The sequence below is a fragment of the Gudongella oleilytica genome (assembly GCF_004101785.1).
GTDB classification, from domain to species: domain Bacteria; phylum Bacillota; class Clostridia; order Tissierellales; family Tissierellaceae; genus Gudongella; species Gudongella oleilytica.
Genome location: NZ_CP035130.1, coordinates 423,854 through 444,508, shown reverse-complemented (window position 1 = coordinate 444,508; position 20,655 = coordinate 423,854). Strand labels below are relative to the sequence as shown.

General features: G+C 45.2%; 16 protein-coding genes. All 16 read right to left on the bottom strand.

Annotation, left to right across the window (positions count from 1 at the left end; translation table 11 throughout):
* Positions 1–4 precede the first annotated feature (4 nt).
* Complete coding sequence (locus tag EC328_RS02040) at positions 5–1,192, bottom strand: ABC transporter permease (protein WP_128425262.1); 1,188 nt, start codon at positions 1,190–1,192, stop codon at positions 5–7.
* Between the two features lie 2 nt (positions 1,193–1,194).
* Entirely contained in the window at positions 1,195–2,121 is a 927-nt protein-coding gene (locus EC328_RS02035) for an ABC transporter permease (RefSeq protein WP_128425261.1), read from the bottom strand.
* Between the two features lie 341 nt (positions 2,122–2,462).
* Positions 2,463–3,929 (bottom strand): ABC transporter permease subunit, encoded by a 1,467-nt coding sequence (locus EC328_RS02030; RefSeq protein ID WP_128425260.1) that lies wholly within the window; start codon positions 3,927–3,929, stop codon positions 2,463–2,465.
* A complete protein-coding gene (locus EC328_RS02025; protein WP_128425259.1) occupies positions 3,929–4,990 on the bottom strand; it encodes an ABC transporter permease subunit in 1,062 nt (353 codons plus the stop codon). The genes EC328_RS02030 and EC328_RS02025 overlap by 1 nt, the downstream gene beginning before the upstream one ends.
* Positions 4,983–6,590 (bottom strand): sugar ABC transporter ATP-binding protein, encoded by a 1,608-nt coding sequence (locus tag EC328_RS02020; RefSeq protein WP_206363892.1) that lies wholly within the window; start codon positions 6,588–6,590, stop codon positions 4,983–4,985. The genes EC328_RS02025 and EC328_RS02020 overlap by 8 nt, the downstream gene beginning before the upstream one ends.
* A 92-nt stretch (positions 6,591–6,682) precedes the next feature.
* Complete coding sequence (locus EC328_RS02015) at positions 6,683–7,873, bottom strand: DUF3798 domain-containing protein (RefSeq protein ID WP_128425257.1); 1,191 nt, start codon at positions 7,871–7,873, stop codon at positions 6,683–6,685.
* Positions 7,874–8,098: 225 nt separating this feature from the next.
* Complete coding sequence (locus tag EC328_RS02010; protein WP_128425256.1) at positions 8,099–10,228, bottom strand: adenosylcobalamin-dependent ribonucleoside-diphosphate reductase; 2,130 nt, start codon at positions 10,226–10,228, stop codon at positions 8,099–8,101.
* 441 nt (positions 10,229–10,669) lie between these two features.
* Positions 10,670–11,545, bottom strand: coding sequence for a ribokinase (gene rbsK, locus EC328_RS02005; RefSeq protein WP_128425255.1), 876 nt, complete (start codon positions 11,543–11,545; stop codon positions 10,670–10,672).
* 2 nt (positions 11,546–11,547) lie between these two features.
* Positions 11,548–12,834, bottom strand: a complete 1,287-nt coding sequence (locus EC328_RS02000) for an amidohydrolase (protein ID WP_128425254.1) — start codon at positions 12,832–12,834, stop codon at positions 11,548–11,550.
* A gap of 24 nt (positions 12,835–12,858) precedes the next feature.
* Positions 12,859–13,806 (bottom strand): nucleoside hydrolase, encoded by a 948-nt coding sequence (locus EC328_RS01995; RefSeq protein ID WP_128425253.1) that lies wholly within the window; start codon positions 13,804–13,806, stop codon positions 12,859–12,861.
* A gap of 9 nt (positions 13,807–13,815) precedes the next feature.
* Positions 13,816–14,742 carry an ABC transporter permease gene (locus EC328_RS01990; RefSeq protein ID WP_128425252.1) on the bottom strand — a complete coding sequence of 309 codons (927 nt, stop codon included), beginning with the start codon at positions 14,740–14,742 and terminating at the stop codon, positions 13,816–13,818.
* Between the two features lies 1 nt (position 14,743).
* Entirely contained in the window at positions 14,744–15,811 is a 1,068-nt protein-coding gene (locus EC328_RS01985) for an ABC transporter permease (RefSeq protein WP_128425251.1), read from the bottom strand.
* A complete protein-coding gene (locus EC328_RS01980; protein WP_128425250.1) occupies positions 15,804–17,351 on the bottom strand; it encodes an ABC transporter ATP-binding protein in 1,548 nt (515 codons plus the stop codon). The genes EC328_RS01985 and EC328_RS01980 overlap by 8 nt, the downstream gene beginning before the upstream one ends.
* A 104-nt stretch (positions 17,352–17,455) precedes the next feature.
* Positions 17,456–18,541, bottom strand: a complete 1,086-nt coding sequence (locus tag EC328_RS01975; RefSeq protein ID WP_128425249.1) for a BMP family ABC transporter substrate-binding protein — start codon at positions 18,539–18,541, stop codon at positions 17,456–17,458.
* Positions 18,542–18,558: 17 nt separating this feature from the next.
* Positions 18,559–19,938 (bottom strand): ADP-ribosylglycohydrolase family protein, encoded by a 1,380-nt coding sequence (locus tag EC328_RS01970; RefSeq protein ID WP_128425248.1) that lies wholly within the window; start codon positions 19,936–19,938, stop codon positions 18,559–18,561.
* On the bottom strand, positions 19,938–20,639 hold the full coding sequence (gene deoD / locus EC328_RS01965) for a purine-nucleoside phosphorylase (RefSeq protein ID WP_128425247.1): 702 nt from the start codon (positions 20,637–20,639) through the stop codon (positions 19,938–19,940). Before deoD ends, EC328_RS01970 begins: the two co-directional genes overlap by 1 nt.
* Between the last annotated feature and the right edge of the window lie 16 nt (positions 20,640–20,655).

Below are 20,655 nucleotides of genomic sequence, written 5' to 3'. Positions count from 1 at the left end.
TTCTCTATCCTTTCCTTAGTCTTGGGTCCAAAGCGTCTCTAAGTCCGTCGCCAATGAAGTTGAAGGCCAACATCGTTACTGCTATTGCCATTGAAGGGAAGAACAGCTGATACGGATAGGTAGTCAGTCCTGCAAGAGCATTGTTGGCCAATGTACCCCATGAAGCCATTGGTGCAGAAACACCAAGACCGATGAAGCTTAGGAAGGATTCAGTAAATACTGCTGACGGGATCATCATAGCCATTGAAACTATTATAGGTCCTATCGCATTTGGGATCAGGTGTTTGAAGATTATCTTTCCCCTGGAAACGCCCATTACCCTGGCTGCAAGAACGAACTCCTGCTCTTTTAGTGACAGCATCTGTCCTCTTACAAGCCTCGCCATGGATACCCAGTAAACTGAGCTCAGGGCGAAAATTATATTCCATAGTCCGCCTCCTCTGAACCAAACCATAAGGAGGATTACATAGAGAACCAGCGGTATGGAGTTAATTATATCGACGATCCTCATCATTATATTGTCGACCTTGCCGCCCTCGAAGCCCGAGATACTTCCGTACACGACTCCGATAAGAAGGTTGGCTATTGTTGCTATAAAGGCTACAAGAAGTGATATCTGAGCTCCGTACATTACTCTGGTGAGAAGGTCTCTTCCGAGTCCGTCAGTGCCAAATGGGAAAAGCTTGTTCCACTTTGTAACAGCCGGGTATTGCTGGATCTCCCCATTGTACTCCAGGGTCATGTCGTAATCATAGCCCATTTTAGTTGGCAGAAGGTTGTAGGAAAAGTCTAGCTTGACCTCCTCATCTCCCAGCTCATAAACATATACCTTGTTCAGCATGTCTCTCTTTAGTGGATCAAGCTTAAGCCTTTCGATCAAAGTGCCATTTTCATCCACAAGAAACATATTGTAGTCCTTGGAAACATGGAAGTACTTGTCCCCAAATTGATACAGCTCAAGTCTTGGAGGAAGGTTCTTGTAGTCGTTTACCTGATCGGAATAGGAATATGGCGTAAAATTTGGTCCCACAAATCCAAACAGAAGAATCAGTATTATAGTCAATATTCCAAGCATTGAAAGCTTGTTCTTTTTAAGTCTTCTCCAGGCATCCTGCCAGTAGGTCAAGCTCGGTCTGACGGCCTCGCTGCCCTCTCCAGTCTGCTCAACAAATACGAATTTTTCTTTCGACATACCTATTTTTCCTCCCTGAACTTAATACGGGGATCGATAAGCGTATAAGCCACGTCCACCAGAAATACCATTATCAGGTAGAACACGGCGTAGAATACTGTTATCCCCATTATCGTAGTATAGTCTCTGTTGTTTACGCTTTCAACGAAATGTCGGCCTATGCCAGGGATGGCAAAAATTTTCTCAATTACGAATGAACCGGTAAGTATTGCTGCTATCATAGGGCCAACGTAGGTAACTACAGGGATCAATGCATTTTTCATGGCATGTCTCATTATTACCGAGAATTCCTTTATACCGTTAGCTCTTGCTGTCCTTATATAATCCTGTCTTAAAACCTCCAGCATGCTGGATCTTGTAAGTCTGGTTACAAATGACAAGGAATAGCCTGCCAGAGCTATTACAGGACCAATATAGCCCTTTGGATCACTAAGTCCAAAGCTTGGTATCCATCCCAGCTTGCCGGCAAAGAAATATATTATAACTGTAGCTACAACAAAGCTTGGTACGGTTATGCCAAGGGTCGCCAAAAACATAACAGCATAGTCGATGGGCTTGTTCTGCTTGAGTGCTGAAATTACCCCCAGCGGTATTCCTATTGCTACGATTATGACCGTAGCCATAAGTCCTATTTTTGCTGACGCAGGGAAGCCCGACTCAATCAGGTCGTTTACAGTTGTTCCAATTTTGGAGTAGGAAGGCCCAAGGTCAAAGGTAATAAGGCCCTTCATGTAGTTCAGATATTGAACCGGAAGTGGATCATCCAGGTTATACTTAGCATTCAGAGCACGCAGAATCTCGTCAGGAACAGGTCTTTCTCTGGTAAATGGACCTCCCGGGATCGAGTGCATCATGGTGAATGTAAGCGTCGTAATCAAGATGATCGTGATAAGCATCGATATGATTCGCTTAAGATAAAAAGATTTCAACTATGTAGCTCCTTTCTTGTAAAATTCTCCTCCATCCTTCAGATGAGGTTAAAAAAATAGAGTATATTTGACAAGCTGCCATGCATGTGATCCCCTGCCTATGCAAGCGGAATATCCCTAACTACTCAACCACTTTACAAATACACTCTTATTAAGTTGTCTGTTCAACATGTATAATTTTATCACTTATAAGCCCAATTTTCAAATTATATTTGCAATTGACTGGTAACGTCTAACCTTAGCCATTCTTGAAAAATACACATATTCCGGTATTGCGTTACCATGGTTACACGGTCTAATGACAGATGAATAAAGGGGCAGCTTAAGCCACCCCCCCTGTTTTATGCCTTTGAAGTTGTTACCTTCGGTTTTCCATCCTTGACTGCTGGTTTGATGGTTGTTTTCCATGCATGCATCGCAAGTGATACTGCTATTACGCCGTATGCGACGAAAACCCTGAAGTATTCTCCAAGCTGTGCATTGTTGAATAACTGCTTTCCAGCCTGAGGAGCTACTATGAACAGTGTATGGAAAAGTATTACTCCGATTATCGCCTGCTTGTTTGTTGCTTTCTGTACTGATGCTCCCCCTACCAGAAGTGCTGCTATGGTGAACTGGGCCACCTGGGTGTGAGCTCCGTATGTGGAGAAGGTACCGATGTTCTGAAGGTATATAAGCTGTCCCCAGCAAGCCAGAACTGTTGAAAGGATCATAGCAATTATTCTTGTCCTGTCTACGTTTATACCGGCAGCGTTGGCAACAACCCTGCTTTGACCTACAGTCCTCATATTCTGGCCGAGCCTTGTCTTAAGAAGCATGTTGTTGAATACACAAAGTGCAACAATGCAAAGATAAGTGGTAACCGGGATATATACATACATCAGGATCTCTTCCACAGGCTTCGCATAAGTAAGCCCGAATGCGATCGCCATTGCTATTATGGCTGCAATAGGCTGCTTTATATTGAAATCCTCTTTTTTAAGTATCAGCTTGTTGTTGACTATTCTCCAAAGCTGGATCAGAGTCCAGGCTGCTATGCCTATCAGAACAGCGTGGAGAAGAAGCAATCTGTCAGTTGCAAGGAATGCCTCCATTTGAGGTATAAAGGTAGCAGCGTAAACTGCTCCTGCAAGCACTAGCAATATAATATCCTTTACTATGGATACTCCAGTCTTCCTGATGAGGTTATATCCCATTCTTATTACCAGCACTGCGATAGTTATAAAGAACAGAATCTCAATAATAGTAAGCATGGAAACTGTATCAAGAGAATATTTTATGTTGTCAGCCAGGTCGATAGTGTTCTTGACCCCAATTCCTCCAGGGATAATAAGCCTTGGACTGTCTACGGGTATTATCCCGCCGATCACATAGAGGAAAAACAGCTGATATAGACCGTCTGCAAAGTATCCGAGCACCATACCTGCGATCATCTCCGCACCCTTCATCTTGTTGAATAGTCTTCCGACCATCCAGCCAAAGAGTATTGCAATAGGAGTTGCCATAAGTACTCCAAGTAAAAATCCTTCGATTCCCTTGAAGCCCCAGTATACTACCCAGAAAACCGCTATCTGAGCAGCTATCGCACCTATTGTGATACCAAAGTTTAACCCCATACCTGCAAGTACAGGGATAAGCAATGCCAGTACCATAAAGCCATTACGTCCGATCCTTGTGAATAGCTCTGCTGAAACGAAGGTCAGCGGATTCCCAGAGGCGTAAATAGCGCCTATACAGAGGATCACGAAAAGCAGAACTACCTTGTTGTCGAGAATCTTATTCATTAGCTTGTGTCTTGATTCACTCATCATTTGCTTCCTCCCTTCGTCTTTGAAAGGGCGTAAAGGATGATACCATTGGAGATTATGATCCTTATAACGTCTGACAGGTTGCCTTCAGGCAGAACCTTATTGGCTACAGGCAAAGCTACTGCAAGGATCCCCTGGAATAGGAACGCTCCAATTATAACGTGAGATATTTTAGCTTTGTTTATGGAAGCACCACCGATGAGGACTGCCGCTACTGAATGGAAGCCCATCATTAACGGTGCATTGTAAAGCTGGAGAAAACCATAGCTTTGTGCATAGGTGATTATCCCAATGGATGCAAGTGCTGTGGAGACTGCCGTACCAAGTATCCTCATCTTATCGACGTTTATACCTGAGGATCTTGTAAATGCAGGGTTAGAGCCTGCTGCGCTCATCGCCATCCCAAGCTTGCTCTTCATAAATACGCCTACAAGAAAACATGTTAACAGGAAGAAAAGTATGAGGCCTGTAGGTATGGAAAGTCCCGTAACAGGATCTCCAATGGTGAAGGCCAGGAAATTATTGAATACCCCTCCAAAGCTTGACTCAAGGCTTATTGTAGTTCTCATTCCCTGTCCGCCCAGAGGCCAGATAAGCTCACCGCTCTTGTATGGGAGAGATAACCATATCATATTCATGAAGGCTATGACTGAAAAACCTACGTATGTTGAAACTGTCATCTCTGATCCCTTTACCCTGTTTAGGAGCATTCCATAGCCTATTCCAAACACACTGCCGATTGCAAGTCCAACAAGCATTGCAAAGAGTATGCTCAACCAGGGATTTCCGATCCCCAGTTCTATAGCAAGAGTTGCTCCCAAAAGGCCAGCGACTATACCAAGACTTATACCAAAATTCAATCCGATCCCGGACTGGACTGCTGGTACCATTGCGAGAACCAGTATCCCATACATGGCCCACCTTCTGATTGCATCGCCCATAAGGCTGGAGACATTGAGGCCAAGCGGTGCTGCTGCTGCAAGTAAAGTCAGGAAGAATCCGACTATTATAAGCCTGGGCAGACCAATACTATCATATATGCTCTTCAGTCTTTCACTCATTGCCACCACTCTCCTTCCTTAAACCTGCCATTGCAAGTCCGAATTCAGCGTCGGAATCATTAGGCTTGAGGATCTTTGCAAGCTTGCCATCAGATACGATCGCAATTCTGTCGCAAAGTGATCTGAGCTCGACCAGCTCAGAGCTTACCATGATTATGGTCAAGCCCTTTTCCCGATTAAGCTTGACGAGATATTCCAGAACAAGCTTCTTTGCTCCGATGTCAATTCCCCTTGTGGGTTCTGAAACGATCAATATTTCAGGGTCGATCGTAAGCGCCCTTGCCAAACACACTTTTTGCTGATTCCCTCCAGACAGACTTCCTGCTGTCTGCTTCGGACCAGTGCATCTTATGTCAAGGAGCTTGATCATATCCAATGCATGCTCCTTGGCTTTTTTACTGTCAAAAAGCTTCATCGGCCCGATCTTTTTAATAAAGTCTTCCTTTATTTGCATAGCTGTAAATACTATGTTGTTCTCTATAGATTCGTCCAGCAGAAGTCCTACTCCTCTTCTGTCCTCGGATACGTTTGCAATCCCATGCTCCAATGCATTTCCGAGCTTTTTAAGGTCAAGCTCCTCTCCAAAAACCTTTACTGTTCCTTCAGATTCGTAGAGACCCATTATTCCGTTTGGTATCCCTACCTTCCCCTGTCCTGCCAGACCTCCAATACCGAATATTTCGCCTTTTCTAATATCAAGATCAATACCCTTTACCATCTCTCCCGGCATCATTACATAAAAATCCTTTATAGACATTGCGATATCATCATCAGAAAGGATCCGGGTATCCTCCTGGTCATCAACGAGCTTTTCGACCTTTCTTCCGATCATAAGCTCTGCAATCTCAACTACTGAAGTGTCCTTAATATCCTTCCTTGCCACAAATTCTCCGTCTCTTAGTACAGTCAGACTGTCTGCGACTGCCATTACCTCATCGAGTCTATGAGTGATAAATATAATTGCAATTCCCTTGCTGGCAATCGTCTTCATGATTTCTAAAAGTCTCTCTGCCTCGCTTTCAGTTAATACAGCTGTCGGCTCGTCAAATACAAGGAGCTTGATGCCAGTCTTATCTATCTCCCTTGCTATCTCAACAAACTGCATGTATCCTATCGGCAGGCCTGCCACCTTAACATATTCCTCGATGTTCAAGCCAATGTCACTCAATGCTTTTTTTGCATCTCTTCTCATGGAGTCCATGTCAAGTGTCTCAAGGCTTCTTCCAAGAAACCTGCTTAATAAAGTAGGCTTGCTTATCTCCCTGCCTACCTTTATATTCTCAGTTACGGTAAATCCCGGGATCAGCATGAACTCCTGATGCACCATTCCTATTCCAAAATCCATTGCCTTATGAGGTGCATCTATGACTGCAGGCTTACCATCTATCTCGACGGTTCCCTCGAAGCCACCTGTGCTATGTATTACCGGCATTCCAAACAATATGTTCATCAGAGTGGATTTACCTGCGCCGTTTTCTCCCATGAGAGCGTGTATCTCGCCTGGTTTTACCTGCAGATTTACGCCCTTCAATACTCTGTTTCCATAGTACTCCTTGGATATGTTCTCCATATTCAGAAGATATCGGGTTTCCAATTGCATCCCTCCTATCCTTTGCTTATTTTTTTGTCTGATTAACGCATTAAAATCCGCCGGCTTACCGATCAAGCCGGCGGATCCTATACTAATACATTTTAGTTAGCCGCAAAATCATAGAAGTCGCAAAGAAGCATGTAGAAGTTGTCAAGCTCTACGCCAGCCTCATTGTATTTAGTCAATTGAGCTGAGCCTTCTCCGCCGGCGATCCTGTTTATTATTGTTCCAAGAACTGCTTCGTCGTTAGTCCCGTTGGTTCTTCCTTCGATGAACTCGATAGCATAGTCAACGCCTGCTTCAACCATTAGCATGTTTATTGGAACGCTCCAGGTTGACATTCTGCCTTCCTGACCAGCTTCTGTCAGTTTAGCGTCGATTTGATCAAGCATGTATTGTACATCGCCTTCATGGCCTGCAACGTCAACGTTGAATGCAGCCGGGTAGCCATGGTATGGGCTTGGGCAGCATTGCTGCGGATATATTGCGCCTTGTTCAAGAACTGATCTTATCAAAGGCTCTTGCATTGCGCAGTTGGTTGAGAAGAACGCCGTGTCTTTACCATATTGGGCAACTTGCCTTGGCACATCTTCAAGGATGAACTGCTGAGCTCCTGATACGCCTGCATCACCTGTTGGGTCTGGTGCAGTTACGTCTACGAATTCGATTCCAAGTTCTTCACATTTTTCGATCATAAGTTCTCTTCTTGCAGCTATTGTTGCATAGGAGAGGTGGCGGGCGAATGAGTAGTGGATGAAGGTCTCAGCACCCATTTCATAAGCTTTTTGCGGGATTGACGATCCCATTGATATCTCATCTACAAGCATAACTACGTCAGCTTTGCTTGATATAGTTGCAGGGTCTTCTGCTGCAACTCCTGCCACGAAAAGCATGTCAGGTCTTGTCTCTCTAACCTTGTCGATCGCTGCTGATGCACCTGGAACTGCCTGTACGAATACTATCGCCTTTACAGCAGGATCAGAAGCAAGAGCTACTACGTTTGCTATTGTAGTCTCAGTCTCCGATGAGAAGTTATCAGGATATGTAGCTGTTACGATCTTATCGCCATATTTCTTGACCATGTTTTGTGCTGCCTGATACTCTTCTTCACCTTGTGATACTGTACCGGTGATTATACCGATCTTGTAGTCTTCAGCAACTGGAGCCTCTGCTGGAGCTTCTGCCGGAGTTTCTGCTGGAGCTGGAGCAGGTGCTGGCTCTGCACTTCTGCAGCCTGCAAGACTAAGTATCATAGTCAAGGCCAGAAGTAAACTGATAATCCTTTTTGACATAATTATCCCCCTTTAATATTATGTAGTCATTAGTCTTCATTGAATAAACATAAAATTCAAAGAATTCTAATATGTGACTTATTATACAAAAAAACTACCAGAATTGCAATCGGTAAATTGGATAGTGGCCATCCCAGGGATAGATAAACAGCACTGTAATTTGGCAGCAGTGCTGTTTCCAAAGGTTTTTGAAGCTTTGAAAATTTGTATATTGATGCGCTGGTCCTATACCGCGCAAGGACTGTATCCACAATCCTGACACTCAGCGCAGCCACCTGAATGGTTTACCTTTCCGCCGCACATAGGGCAGGTTTCAGGATCTATTTTTAGCTGCTCTTCTGCAAGCTGTCTGATCTGTTCCTGTAATTCATCGATCTTGTCGATGTTCGACTTTTTCTTGTTGCTTATAAGGATACCGCTTCTTGCACAACCGTCTCTATATATGGTAATGCCCTTGAGCCCCTTCTCCCAGGCATAGATATATAGGTTCTCGACCTCTTCGACCGTGAATTCGTTGGGTACGTTTACAGTGGATGATATGCTGGCATCGATATATTGCTGCCAGGTTGCCTGTACCTCAATCCTCTCTTTGTAGTCAAGGTTTGATGTGGTGATAAAGAAATCAGGAAGCTCCTCCTCGTAGGAAAGACCATTGGTATCCATATAATCCTTAACTATAGGGGTTAATACCTTGTAGTAGGTGTCTTCATGGTGCAGCGACTCGGACTTTCTGGTATATGATACCTGGAATATTGGCTCTACTCCATTGCTGCAGCCTACGAGCGTCGAAATGCTTCCTGTTGGAGGTATTGTAAGAAGCTGGCTGTTCCTTAGGCCGTGCTCCTTGATAAGCTCCAAAACGTCCTCATCGGCATTTTCCTGGACAAATGGTGATGCAAGTATAGCATCAAGGTTGAACCTTGGGAAAGGACCGTCGACCTGTGCCATCATTGCAGACTGTCTCAATGCTTCGTTTATCATGATCCTTCCTACCTGGTGGATGAGGGATATGGATTCGCTGCTTCCATATTTAATGCCCATCTTTATGAACATATCCGCAAGACCCATTATTCCTAGTCCTATTTGACGAAGATCTCTGGACATTTCCCTTTGCTGCTCCAATGGATGGAGGTTCATATTCTCATCGAGGACCTCGTTTAGGTAAATGACTCCGTTCCTGACCATTTCTCCAAATTTCTCAAACTCAAAGCGGGCGTACTTAGTAAATGGGTGCTTGACAAATTCGCTTAAATTTATTGATGCCAGATTGCAGCTGCCAAATGCCGGAAGTGTTTCTTCGGCACAGGGATTGACTCCTGCGAACTCAAAGGTCTCGTCATGGCTCATCATGTGCCAGGAGTCTATCCTGTTTTTGTATAGTATACCTGGCTCTGCCATATTCCAGTTGTTGTAGGCCAGCTTTTTAAACAGGTCTCTCGCCCTTATTGTTTTGGATATCTCTTCTCCCGTGGATTCTACCTTGAAGTAGAGAGTGTAGTCCCTGTCTTCTTTAACTGCTGTCATAAACTCATCGTCGACGTTGACTGATATATTTGCATAGGTTACCTTCTTAAGGTCATTCTTGACGTTTATGAAGTCCTCTATGTCAGGGTGGATACAATCAAGATTGAGCATCAGTGCTCCCCTTCTTCCTCTCATCCCGATAAGTCCTGTTACCATTGAGTAAAGGTCCATAAAGCTTACTGCTCCAGTTGTTGTGCTGGCAGCGTTGTTGACCTTGGAGCCCTTTGGTCTGAGCTTTGAAAGTGTCAGCCCAACTCCTCCGCCATAGGAATAAGTCCTTGCAAGATACTTGGCTGTATCAAAGATAGATTCAATATTGTCTTCAACCTTGGGCATAACGTAGCAGTTGCTCAAAGTGATTTTCCTGCCGTATTTATCAAGGCCTCTTCCGGCAAGGATCCTGCCTGCCGGCATGAATTTCTTGTCCTTTATGGCCTTTTTGATCGGGTTGTTTCCACCGCTGACCCTGTCAAGAAATTCGTCGAAGGTCTCTGAATCGAAGCGATATTTCTTTTCGTAAATATCCCTCTGCAGGTCAGTCATGTTCCAGCCCTGTTCCCTAAGCTTTGCTCTTTCTTCACGATATATGATGTATTTTCTGGCAACCTCAGGTCTTGTCTTCATCAATTCGATTTCTACGAAGTCCTGGATCTGCTCGATATTTACCTTTTCGTGACTGGCAAACTCATCCATTGCCTTGTCTGCTATTTCCCTGGCGAGAACCTCGTCAATACCTTTTTCTGTCTCATTCATAGCCTTCTTGACGGCAATTTCGATTTTTTCTCCATGAAATTCCACTATCTGGCCGTTACGCTTCTCCACCTTCAACATTGCATTTACCCCCTTGGCTTGTTCTCTATATCCAGCATCAACAACTATATATTGTGTGTGGTTGATGCACCATATACAACATATATACAATTTACCATATTATTACTCCATATTCAATATGAAAAAAGGCAATTTTGTTATTGATATTTTGGGGTACTTATGCTAAAGAGGATCCGCAAAAGGAGGAATAATAAAGAGCTGGCTGATGAGCTCGAAGAAAAGCAGATAGATCCCTCACTATCGTTCAGGATGACAAAATGCAGTCATTCCAAGCGTTAAGGAAGGATCCTTCGTTGTTCATTATACATTGTTCATTGTTCATTGTTCACTGTTCACTGTTCATTGTTCATTGTTCATTGTTCATTGTTCATTGTTCATTGTTCATTGATATCCCTCGACTTCGCTCGGGATGACAATACATTGTGCATTGTGCTCTGTGAATCATGAATTGTTGAGATCTTCCCTCCGCGGCATACCTCCCTGGGCTCCAAGCTTTGTCACGCTTATTGCAGCTGCCTTGTTGGCAAATTCGACTGCCTTTATAATATCCTTCCCCTCAGCAAAAGCAACTGCAAGGGCTCCATTGAAGGTATCCCCTGCACCTGTCGTGTCGACTGTCTTGACCGGATGACCCTCAACGTGTATTAGTTTATCACCGTCATGAAATGAAGCCCCTTTCTTTCCTTGAGTCAGGATAAGCTTGTTGGGATACTCCTTAAGGATATCCTCTACTTTCCTGTTTCCAAACAGATGAATCACCTCAGTTTCGTTCGGTGTAATATATGTCGCCTTAAGGATTGAGTCAGCCTCCATATCAGCAGCCGGAGCCGGATTCAGGATAACCGGTACATTTTTTTTGCTGCAAAGATCGAGCACGTACTCCACAGTTTCAATCGGTATCTCCAACTGAAGAACGACCATCCTGGAGCTTGATATCATTTCAATGTGTTCGTCAATGATCGCCTTTGATACCAGGTGGTTTGCGCCAGGTATTACTATGATGCTGTTCTCTCCACCAGATAGGACGATCCCCGCTACTCCGGTGGACATGCCCCTAAGAATGCTGATACCCTGGAGGTCTACTCCCTGTCCTTGAAGATTTTCCAGCATGACCCTCCCGTTGGCATCATCACCTACGCAACCGATAAAGCCCACCTTAGCTCCCAATCTTGCAGCAGCCACCGCCTGATTGGCTCCTTTACCCCCGGGAACCGTAATAAAGCTGTTACCCAGGACAGTTTCTCCTACCTCAGGTCTTTTGTCTGTATGGAAGACCAAATCTGCGTTGATACTTCCGATCACAAGGATATCGTACATTGCTATACCTCCACCTTAAGACCCAGCCAACTCTTGACATAGGCTTCCTTGGTCATGGTCGGTTTGAATTTTTTAATGGCTGCAGTCAGATTTTCACTATCGGTAAGCATGTCTGCCACTGTCGATGCTACAAGCTTTGCAGGAGCCAAATAGGCCTTTTCCTCGTCGAGTATATGGAAATCCGCTCCATGAAAGCTGCCTCCAAAGCCGCTGAATCCAAAATGCAGCACCGGCTTGATATTTGAAACATCTGCAACGTCATCTGACGCAAATGTCCTTCCTCCGGTCAGCAGGTCTTCTCTCCCTAAGTATTCCAGAGCTCTCTTGTGAAAATATCCATCTGCACCTTCAAAGTAATTGCTTGGGAGGTATCCTGGAATATCCTCTATTTCGCATTCGCAGCCCAGAGCCTTCGCCGAATAAATGAAGGCATTATTTATCCTGTCGTTGGCATCATTGATCGCTGCTACTGTACTTCCCCTCACATATGTCTCGACCTTTACCCGGTGAGGGACTGTATTTACCGCATCTCCACCTTCCTTTATCACTGGATGGAACCTTATATGGTGGTCATCCCGGAAGGTCTCTCTTAACAGTCCGACGGCCTGGATGGCAAGTATAGCAGCGTTCAGCGCATTTTTCCCAAGGTGAGGGTATGCCCCGCTGTGAGCTGACACTCCCTTAAATATGGCGGTCTTTGCAATAAAGCCGTTTGATGCAGTCCCAGTTTCTATGACTGCTCCCGGAAGTCCATTGCCGTGGCTCCCTATTACAAGATCAACATTGTCGAAGGCTCCTGCTGCTATCATATTCTGCTTTCCAGAAAAGGTCCTGATCTTTCTCTCCTTGATAAGGTTTTTTCTGTAGTCAAAATCAACGAACTCCTCTGCGGGAGCTGCCATAAGCGACAGTGCTCCCCCAGTTTCCTTAAGAAGCCCACTTTCATAAATTGCCTTGAAGGCAGCTGCCATAAGAGCCATCTGTGCATTGTGTCCACAGGAATGTGCAGCCAGATCCTCATTTGCAGCAAGCTTGTGACCCTTTGTGGGCAGGGCATCCATGTCGAAAAGAAGTGCGATATGGGGACTGCCCTCACCTATAGTAGCCTTAAAGCCTGTTATAGCATAGGGTTCAAAGTCAGTCAGCTCAATGTCTTTTATATAGCTTAGCAAAATCTCTCTGGTCTTATATTCCTTGTATCCAAGCTCTGGAGTTTCAAATAATCTTCGTCCAAGGCCAATAATTTCTTCCTTGTTTTTTTCAAGAAGCCCGTTTATCCCGTCCGTCATAATACCACCCTCCTAAACATCTCTTTAAGCGGTCAATTCGTCAAGCTTCTCAAATGCCTTTCTCAATATCTTCATGAACTCCTCCCTGTCAACGTGAAGGAGTACCCTGGTATTCGGTCTGTCATATCGCATCCATTCCCTGTTATCAGCAGCAGTTCTTCCTCTGTGAGGGCCTTCAGATACGTCTATATCCACCTGAAGATCCTTCCATTTGAATATTTCAGGCCTTAACAGATACATCACGCTGCAAACGTCATGAAGCGGGTAAGAGCTATATCCCTCCCTGCTGTGATATCTGGTATAAAAGTACAGAAGCTCACCACACATTTTTGAAACTCTCCCGTCACTTTCCCTTAGCTCCTGGATCTCGGAATCGGTTATTGCTGCCTCATGGGTCACCTCCAGACCGCTCATCACTATGGGTATCCCCGAATCAAAGACGACCTTGGCAGCCTCAGGATCTACAAATATGTTGAATTCAGCATGAGGTGTCCTGTTCCCGGCATAAATGGATCCTCCCATAAGTGAAATCAGCTCTATCTTATCCTTTACCTCAGGAAATACGGATAAAAGAAGCCCAATATTGGTCAAAGGACCCACAGGCACAAGAGTCACCTTGCCCTTAGCAGCCATTATCTTATCCCTCATAAAGGTCACAGCATTTGTGGAATCCAACTGAAAATCAGGCTCCGGAAACTCCCAGCCGTCCAATCCTGTCACTCCGTGCACATCATCACCGAGCTGGAGCTTCCTGATTATTGGTTTTGAAGCCCCGCTTGCAGCTGGGGTCCTCATCCCCAGGTAAGCGTATAGTCTCCTTAAATTATATGTTACCTTTTCAAGTGTCTGATTGCCTGCCACTGTTGTTACCCCGAGGATATTAAGCTCATCCTGATTGGCAAGTGCAAGCAATAGTGCCATTACATCGTCATGCCCCGGATCACAGTCTATGATTATATCTCTCTTTTCCATACCTTCCCCCTATTTATTAATGATCCTTTCCTGTCTCTTCTTCCTGTTAAGGCTGTATACTGCAAGACCTGCTATTGTAGTTATATATGGGATCATCTGCACCAGCTCATACGGGAGGCTGGCTCCGGTCTGGAACACGTTGGCCATGGCGTCTGCAATTCCAAATATAAGGGAAACTATCAGCCCTCCGATGGGAGTACTGCCACCCATTGCATTAGCGGCAAGTCCTATATAGCCTCTTCCTGCAGTCATGCCATTTGTGAACCAGGACAGGTACCCCATGGATAGAAATGCTCCTCCGAATGCTGCCAGAACTCCACTCATAGCCAAGGCGATATATTGGATCTTGTGGACATTTATGCCTACCGACTCTGCTGCATGCGGATTCTCCCCTACTGATCTTATTTTTAAGCCAAGTGGTGTTTTGTAAAGCATCAAGTGTACAATTACAACCATTATGAAGACGAGATACGTCAGTATGTTGTGTCTTGAAAGAACAGTCCCGAGGAACGGTATCTGCTCTATGACTGGTATTGCGATGTTAGGCAGGCTTAAACTCTTAAGAGATGATGATACTCCCCTGTCCCCGGATACAAGGTAAAGAAGGAATATGGTTCCTCCCGATGCCATTAGATTGATTGCAACACCTGCAAGAATGGCATCCGTCTTCAGCCTTAATACCAGAACTCCCAAAAGCAGGCCAATTGCCCCTCCAGCTATGAGTGCTGCCAACAATCCCAGCCATGGGTTCTGAAGCTTTGCTGAAAAAATTACACCCACCAGTGCTGCAATAAGCATTATCCCCTCTATGGCTATGTTGAAAACCCCGGATCTTGCAGCTATGGTAACTGCAAGGGTGGCGAACAATATAGGTGTTGTAACTCTTAGGACAACGAACAGGAAGTCCGGTGAAAGCAGAATTTCAGTTATACTCATATCACTCAGCTCCTTCCGTTTCCATCTGTAGTCTGGCCTCGCGTGCCACAAGCTTGTGTTTATACCCGGACAGGAATTGCTCGGCTACTATAAGGATTATTATGATGCCTTGCGTAATTGCCACTATTTCAGGAGATACATCCGTGGATCGCGACATTATGTCTGCTCCGATCCTTATATAGGCCAGGAAGAATGCTGCCAGAGGAACAAACAGGGGATTCTTCTTTGAAAGCGTAGTAACTATGATCGCATCCCATCCGTAGCCAAGAAGAGCTGCCCATGAAAATCTCCTGTACATCCCCAGAAGCTGTACGCTTCCACCAACGCCGGCTATGAAGCCCCCAAGAAGCTGAGATATAAGGATCACTGTAACTATGTTCATTCCAGAGTACTTCGCAAATTTTTCATTTTCTCCTGATATCCTAAGCATATATCCAAGCTTGGACTTGAACAGGAAAAGATATCCAAACACTGCCGTCAGTAGTGCTATGAAAAGTCCTATATGGATATTGGTGCCGGACACTATGCTTTGAAGCTTGACTGACTCGGGCAAAAGATGTGAGGTCAGGGCTCCTGCAGTTGTGTCCCTTAGGTAATAGCTCAGTATATAGTTCCCCAGGAAAAGCGCTATATAGTTTAGCATCAGGGAAGAAACGAGTTCACTTGCTGTTGTAAAAATCTTTAAGATCGCAGGGATCGCCGCAAATACCGCACCTGTAAGCCCTCCCAGAAGTATTGCGGCTATCGGATGCACCCCTTGTGACATTGGTACCATCAGACCTACAACTGCGGCAACAAGCCCTCCCAGATGAAAGCTTCCCTCAGCTCCAAGGTTGATCTGGTTTGCCGAGAACATAATGCTTACGGATACTCCGGTGAATATGAGTGGTATCATCAGCTCGATCACATTTGCGAATAGCCTCTTGCTGGATAAAGGCCCTGTTATCATCCTCATTATTGCCTCTACTGGCTGATCGCTTACAAGAAAAATTACCAGGAATGACAGAATAAGTGCTATAGCTATGGATAGTGCCGTTCTGAATGTGTTGAATTGTGAGCTCTTAAGCATACACTATCCCCTCCAGTCCCTCGTCCTTATCTATCCCCAGCATGTACCTCCCAAGCTCTTCTTCAGTCAGAGCAGATACATCTTTGAAAACTCCCGAGAATTCTCCCTTATACATTACCGCAAGCCTGTCTGACAACTCCATTACCTCATTAAGATCTGCTGATATCAATATTACAGCGCAGCCTTTATCACGAAGCTCAAGAAGCTTCTTTCTTATGAACTCAGCAGCCCCTACGTCGATACCTCTCGTGGGCTGATTTGCGATTATTACCTTTGGATCGTCTGAAAACTCCCTGGCTACCACCACCTTCTGGATGTTGCCACCAGAAAGCATCCCCACCTTGGTCTTGAATGAACCGGCCTTTATTAGAAACTGGCTGATAAGATCCTTAGCTGCCTGTTCCATAGGCTTTTTCTTAAGAAATATCCTTCCTGAATACTTTTCCTTGTCGTACTGGTTTGCAAACAGGTTGCTCAATAGATCCATATTCTCAGCTATTCCATAGGTCATGCGATCCTCGGGTATATAGGACATCCCCTTCCTTCGGAGATCCTTTATGCTTAAGCCCTTTGCAGTTTCTCCAAAGATGCGGTATTCCCCTTTGTAGTTCTCTATAAGACCGGCCAGGACCTGTGCAAGCTCGCTCTGCCCATTTCCCTCCACGCCGGCAATACCAAAAATCTCACCTTCCTTGACATCGAAGTCAAGTCCGTTCACCTTCTTTGTGCCTGCAGTGTTCCATACCTCAAGTTTTCTTATGCTAACAGCCGTTTCCCTTAGGTTCAATGCCGCCTTGTCAAACTTTGTTACGACATCCCTGCCTACCATCAGCCTGGATATCTCCTTTGTGGTGAGGTCAGTGGTCTCATAGGTCCCCATGTTCTTACCGTTTCTCATTATAGTCAGGCGGTCGCATATCTGTTTGATCTCATCAAGCTTGTGGGAAATGAATATTATTGTATGTCCCTTCTCCTTAAGTCTTCTCAACTGGATGAAAAGCTCCTCTGTTTCCTGTGGAGTGAGTACTGCCGTTGGCTCATCCAGTATTAGTATTTCTGCTCCTCTGAAGAGAGCCTTTAAAATCTCCACCTTTTGCTTTATTCCGACAGGAAGGTTCTCAACCTTCTCCCCGACATCCAGTTTGAAATTATATTCATCGGAAATCCTTCTTGAAAGCTCCTCTGCCTTGTCCATATCTGTGAAAATGCCCTTCCTAGGCTCAACTCCCAGTATTATATTTTCTGCTATGGTAAAGCTTGGCACCAGCATAAAGTGTTGGTGTACCATGCCGATCCCAAGTTTTATCGCCTCGAGAGGATTCCTTATTGCTACGGACTTCCCATTGAGGATGATCTCCCCTGATTCAGGCGTTTCTATCCCAAAGAGGATCTTCATAAGGGTGCTCTTTCCTGCTCCATTCTCACCAAGAAGAGCATGTATCTCTCCCTTTTTCAGAGACAAACTTATATTGTCGTTGGCCACCACTCCATTAGAGTATATCTTAACGATATTTTTCATCTCAAGTATTGTATCTGCCATTTTGTCACCGCCTTCTTCCTTTCAAAAGCAGCCTGTTACTATTGTATTTGGCTGTAAATTTAAAGGAAGGAGGAACAGCTTAGCCATTCCTCCCACCAGAGGTATTATTTTACTGAGTCCTTTATTGCCTGGATCTCTTCATTTGTCTTGCCGAATGCGGTGTCAACGATGATCTCGCCGCTTAGAATTTTCTCTGACAGCTCAGTTACCTCATCCCTTATCTCCTGGGGTACAAGCTTCTGATAATATTCATTGTCTGCGATACCTACTCCATTCTCAGCTATACCTAAAGTTTCAGCCTGGCCGTATGGGACTTTGCCTTCATACTCAAGATCGATTGCTCTTAAGATCGACTGATCAACATTCTTAAGCATAGATGTTGGTATGAAATTAGCTGCAGGCTCTCCCAGGATAAGCGCCTGGTCTGAGTCAACCCCTATTGCAAATTTCCCCACCTCCTGAGCCGCGTCTATTTGCCCAAGCCCGGCTAATCCAGCAACGTTAAATCCTACATCCACCCCGTTTTGCTGATATTGTGAAAGCGCAAGATCCTTGCCCTTTGGTGTGTCGTAGAAGTTGCCTACGAAGGATACTACCACCTTGATATTTTCCTCGACGTACTTCGCCCCCTGGATATATCCGAGAAGGAAGTCGTTGATAACAGGGTTTTCAGCTCCGCCAAGGAATCCTATGGTCTTGGTCTCGCTTAGTCTTGCAGCAATGGCTCCGGCAAGGAAAGAACCCTCGTTTTGCTTATATAATATTGAATAAATGTTTCCAAAGTCACCAGCTGTATAATCCACATCCTGGTCAAAAATAAAGAATTTTTGGTCCGGATACTGAGGTGCTACCTCCGCCAAAGGCTCAGCCATCTGCCAGGTTCCGACGATTATGATGTCCCAGGTTCCGTCATCTGCATAGTCATACAATGTGGGAAGCCATTTTGTCTCGTCTGTGGTCATCTCGACCGTTGCGTACTCAAATCTGTCTCCATACTTCTCCTTCGCCATTTGCAGACCTCTGTCCGCTGAATCGAAGAAGGACTTGTCGCCCAATGTCCCGTTAAGAAGCAAAGCAACTCTCAAAGGCTCATCTCCTGCACCTGCCGGTTGTTCAGGTGCGGTCGTTCCACAGGCCGCAAGACCTATGGCCATGGTAATGATCAACAGTAGTGCCAAAGCTTTTTTCATAGTTTCCCTCCTATTTCTTATCTGACTGCATTTTTTACCGTTGCATCCACAAGCTCATCCAAGGTCAAATGCCTCGGATATCGCATATAGGTTTTTATATCAAGGAAGGCCTCGTGCATATACCTCTCAGGTATCCCTGAGGTTCCCTCCCGGATGCCGATTACAGGCATTATCTGTGCTGCGTTGCAGTCCACGTCAACTCCCGCCTGAGATATGATCTTAAGGGTCTTGGTAAAATCACCCTCCCCAAAGTACAAAGCTATTACCTCCGCACATGCATTGGGATAGGAGTGTATCCAATTGTATCGGATATACTTCTCCTCGCATGCCTCCATGGCAGCTTCCCAATTTTCACTGTTTCTGCAGGAATGGAGTGCAAAATCAAGTACTGACCGATACTCACTGTCCTTTGGGATCAGTTCAATGGCAGATAGAAGCACCTTCCTTGTGTCCTTCTCAACAAAGGCCAATGATAACATAACTGCATTGAAAACCTCGCCAAGTATGCCGTTGTTGGCATGGGACACCTCTCCGTCTGTCCATGCTAACCTGGCGGCAAGCCCCGGATCTCCGGGAGCAACCATACCGCATATAGCCCCTCGCATCTGAGCACCTATCCATTCGTTGAACGGATTGTTCCACCTTCCACTCTCAGGCGGGAATACACCCTGCTTGATGTTTCTTAGTGCAAACTCTTCAGCAGACCAGCCGGCTGGAACCAGTCCAGCCCATTTAAGAGCTATCTCCTTTGAAGTAATATCAGCACCTTTTTCATTGAAGGCTTCAAGAAACGCCAGCTGGAACGTCAAATCGTCATTATAGGTGTTAGGTTCTCTAAGGTAATAGTCGAAATCACCGAAAGCTTCCCTCAGGCTTTCTCTTGTATAGCCCTCAAGCTGAGTTCCCATTGCTGCTCCGATCAATTGGGACAGCCATGCTGCCTTTATCCTGTCTCTGAAGTCGTCGTTTAAATCTTGTAGCTTTATTGGGTCAGGGAAGTTGACATTTTTTTCATATTCCTCAAAGTTATGGTAGTACTTATAACTCCAATAGGGTGAATCAGGATTCTTCTTAGCCTCGAGAAGGCGCTTTCTCATTAGAGCGGATATCTGATGAAGTCTTATGAAGTCCTTGTCATCATAAGCCCTCAGACCCTCCATGAGAAGTTCCTCAGAATCCTCAACGATATAGCCTCTGTTCTCTAACGCCTGAACTGCAGCAACCATTATGGTCTCAGGTGCTCCCGAGCCTGGAACATTGCTCTTCCAGTCCAGACCTGCAAGCTGATCATAAAAGCCTGATACACTTTTCATGACCTCCCAGGTTTGCTCCTCCTCGCCCAGTATGACGGGCTTGGCATTTCTATACAGCCGGGAAGCCATTTCCCAGGCCTTCATCAGGCCAGCTCCAGTGCAATCTCCATCATCCTGGTGAAGCTCTTCTCCCTCTCCTCAGGAGTAGTCTCCTCCTTGTTCACGATAGAGTCGCTTACAGTCAGTATTGTAAGGGCATTTACCCCTGCATGTGCAGCATTGCAGTATAGGGCAAATGATTCCATCTCAACCGCCAGAATGTTCATACTCTGCCATTTTGCGATCGAATCCGTATCTGCTGAATAGAAGGTATCGCTGGTAAGGATGTTCCCCACATGTACCGGGATCCCCTTTTCCTCGGCTACTTTTACTGCCTTGTACATCAGATCCCAGGATGCTGTAGCTGAGTACGTCCCAGGCAAGCCATACTGATGTGCATAGCTGGAGTTTGTACTTGCCCCCATTCCAATTATTACGTCATAAAGCTTCAGATTTCCCTGCAATGCACCACAGGAGCCTACCCTTATAAGGTTCTTAACTCCATAGAAATGGATCAGCTCATAGGAATATATCCCGATCGAAGGAACTCCCATGCCTGTTCCCATTACCGAGATTTTCTTCCCTTTATAGGTCCCTGTGTAGCCGAACATATTTCTTACTGTGTTGAACTGAACCGGATCCTCAAAGAAATTCTCCGCAATAAATTTCGCTCTCAATGGGTCTCCCGGCAATAATATGGTTTCCGCTATATCTCCCCTGACTGCACTGTTGTGTGGTGTTGTCATCTTATCACTCCTCGTA

Bases quoted from the DNA above. Each gene is read 5' to 3' on its own strand.
- EC328_RS02015 (WP_128425257.1), bottom strand. From the start codon at position 7,873: ATGTCAAAAAGGATTATCAGTTTACTTCTGGCCTTGACTATGATACTT.
- EC328_RS01990 (WP_128425252.1), bottom strand. From the start codon at position 14,742: ATGAGTATAACTGAAATTCTGCTTTCACCGGACTTCCTGTTCGTTGTC.
- EC328_RS02010 (WP_128425256.1), bottom strand. From the start codon at position 10,228: ATGTTGAAGGTGGAGAAGCGTAACGGCCAGATAGTGGAATTTCATGGA.
- EC328_RS02030 (WP_128425260.1), bottom strand. From the start codon at position 3,929: ATGAGTGAATCAAGACACAAGCTAATGAATAAGATTCTCGACAACAAG.
- EC328_RS01995 (WP_128425253.1), bottom strand. From the start codon at position 13,806: ATGGAAAAGAGAGATATAATCATAGACTGTGATCCGGGGCATGACGAT.
- EC328_RS02025 (WP_128425259.1), bottom strand. From the start codon at position 4,990: ATGAGTGAAAGACTGAAGAGCATATATGATAGTATTGGTCTGCCCAGG.
- EC328_RS02000 (WP_128425254.1), bottom strand. From the start codon at position 12,834: ATGACGGACGGGATAAACGGGCTTCTTGAAAAAAACAAGGAAGAAATT.
- EC328_RS01970 (WP_128425248.1), bottom strand. From the start codon at position 19,938: ATGAAGGCCTGGGAAATGGCTTCCCGGCTGTATAGAAATGCCAAGCCC.
- deoD (WP_128425247.1), bottom strand. From the start codon at position 20,639: ATGACAACACCACACAACAGTGCAGTCAGGGGAGATATAGCGGAAACC.
- EC328_RS01975 (WP_128425249.1), bottom strand. From the start codon at position 18,541: ATGAAAAAAGCTTTGGCACTACTGTTGATCATTACCATGGCCATAGGT.
- EC328_RS01980 (WP_128425250.1), bottom strand. From the start codon at position 17,351: ATGGCAGATACAATACTTGAGATGAAAAATATCGTTAAGATATACTCT.
- EC328_RS01985 (WP_128425251.1), bottom strand. From the start codon at position 15,811: ATGCTTAAGAGCTCACAATTCAACACATTCAGAACGGCACTATCCATA.
- EC328_RS02020 (WP_206363892.1), bottom strand. From the start codon at position 6,590: ATGCAATTGGAAACCCGATATCTTCTGAATATGGAGAACATATCCAAG.
- rbsK (WP_128425255.1), bottom strand. From the start codon at position 11,545: ATGTACGATATCCTTGTGATCGGAAGTATCAACGCAGATTTGGTCTTC.
- EC328_RS02040 (WP_128425262.1), bottom strand. From the start codon at position 1,192: ATGTCGAAAGAAAAATTCGTATTTGTTGAGCAGACTGGAGAGGGCAGC.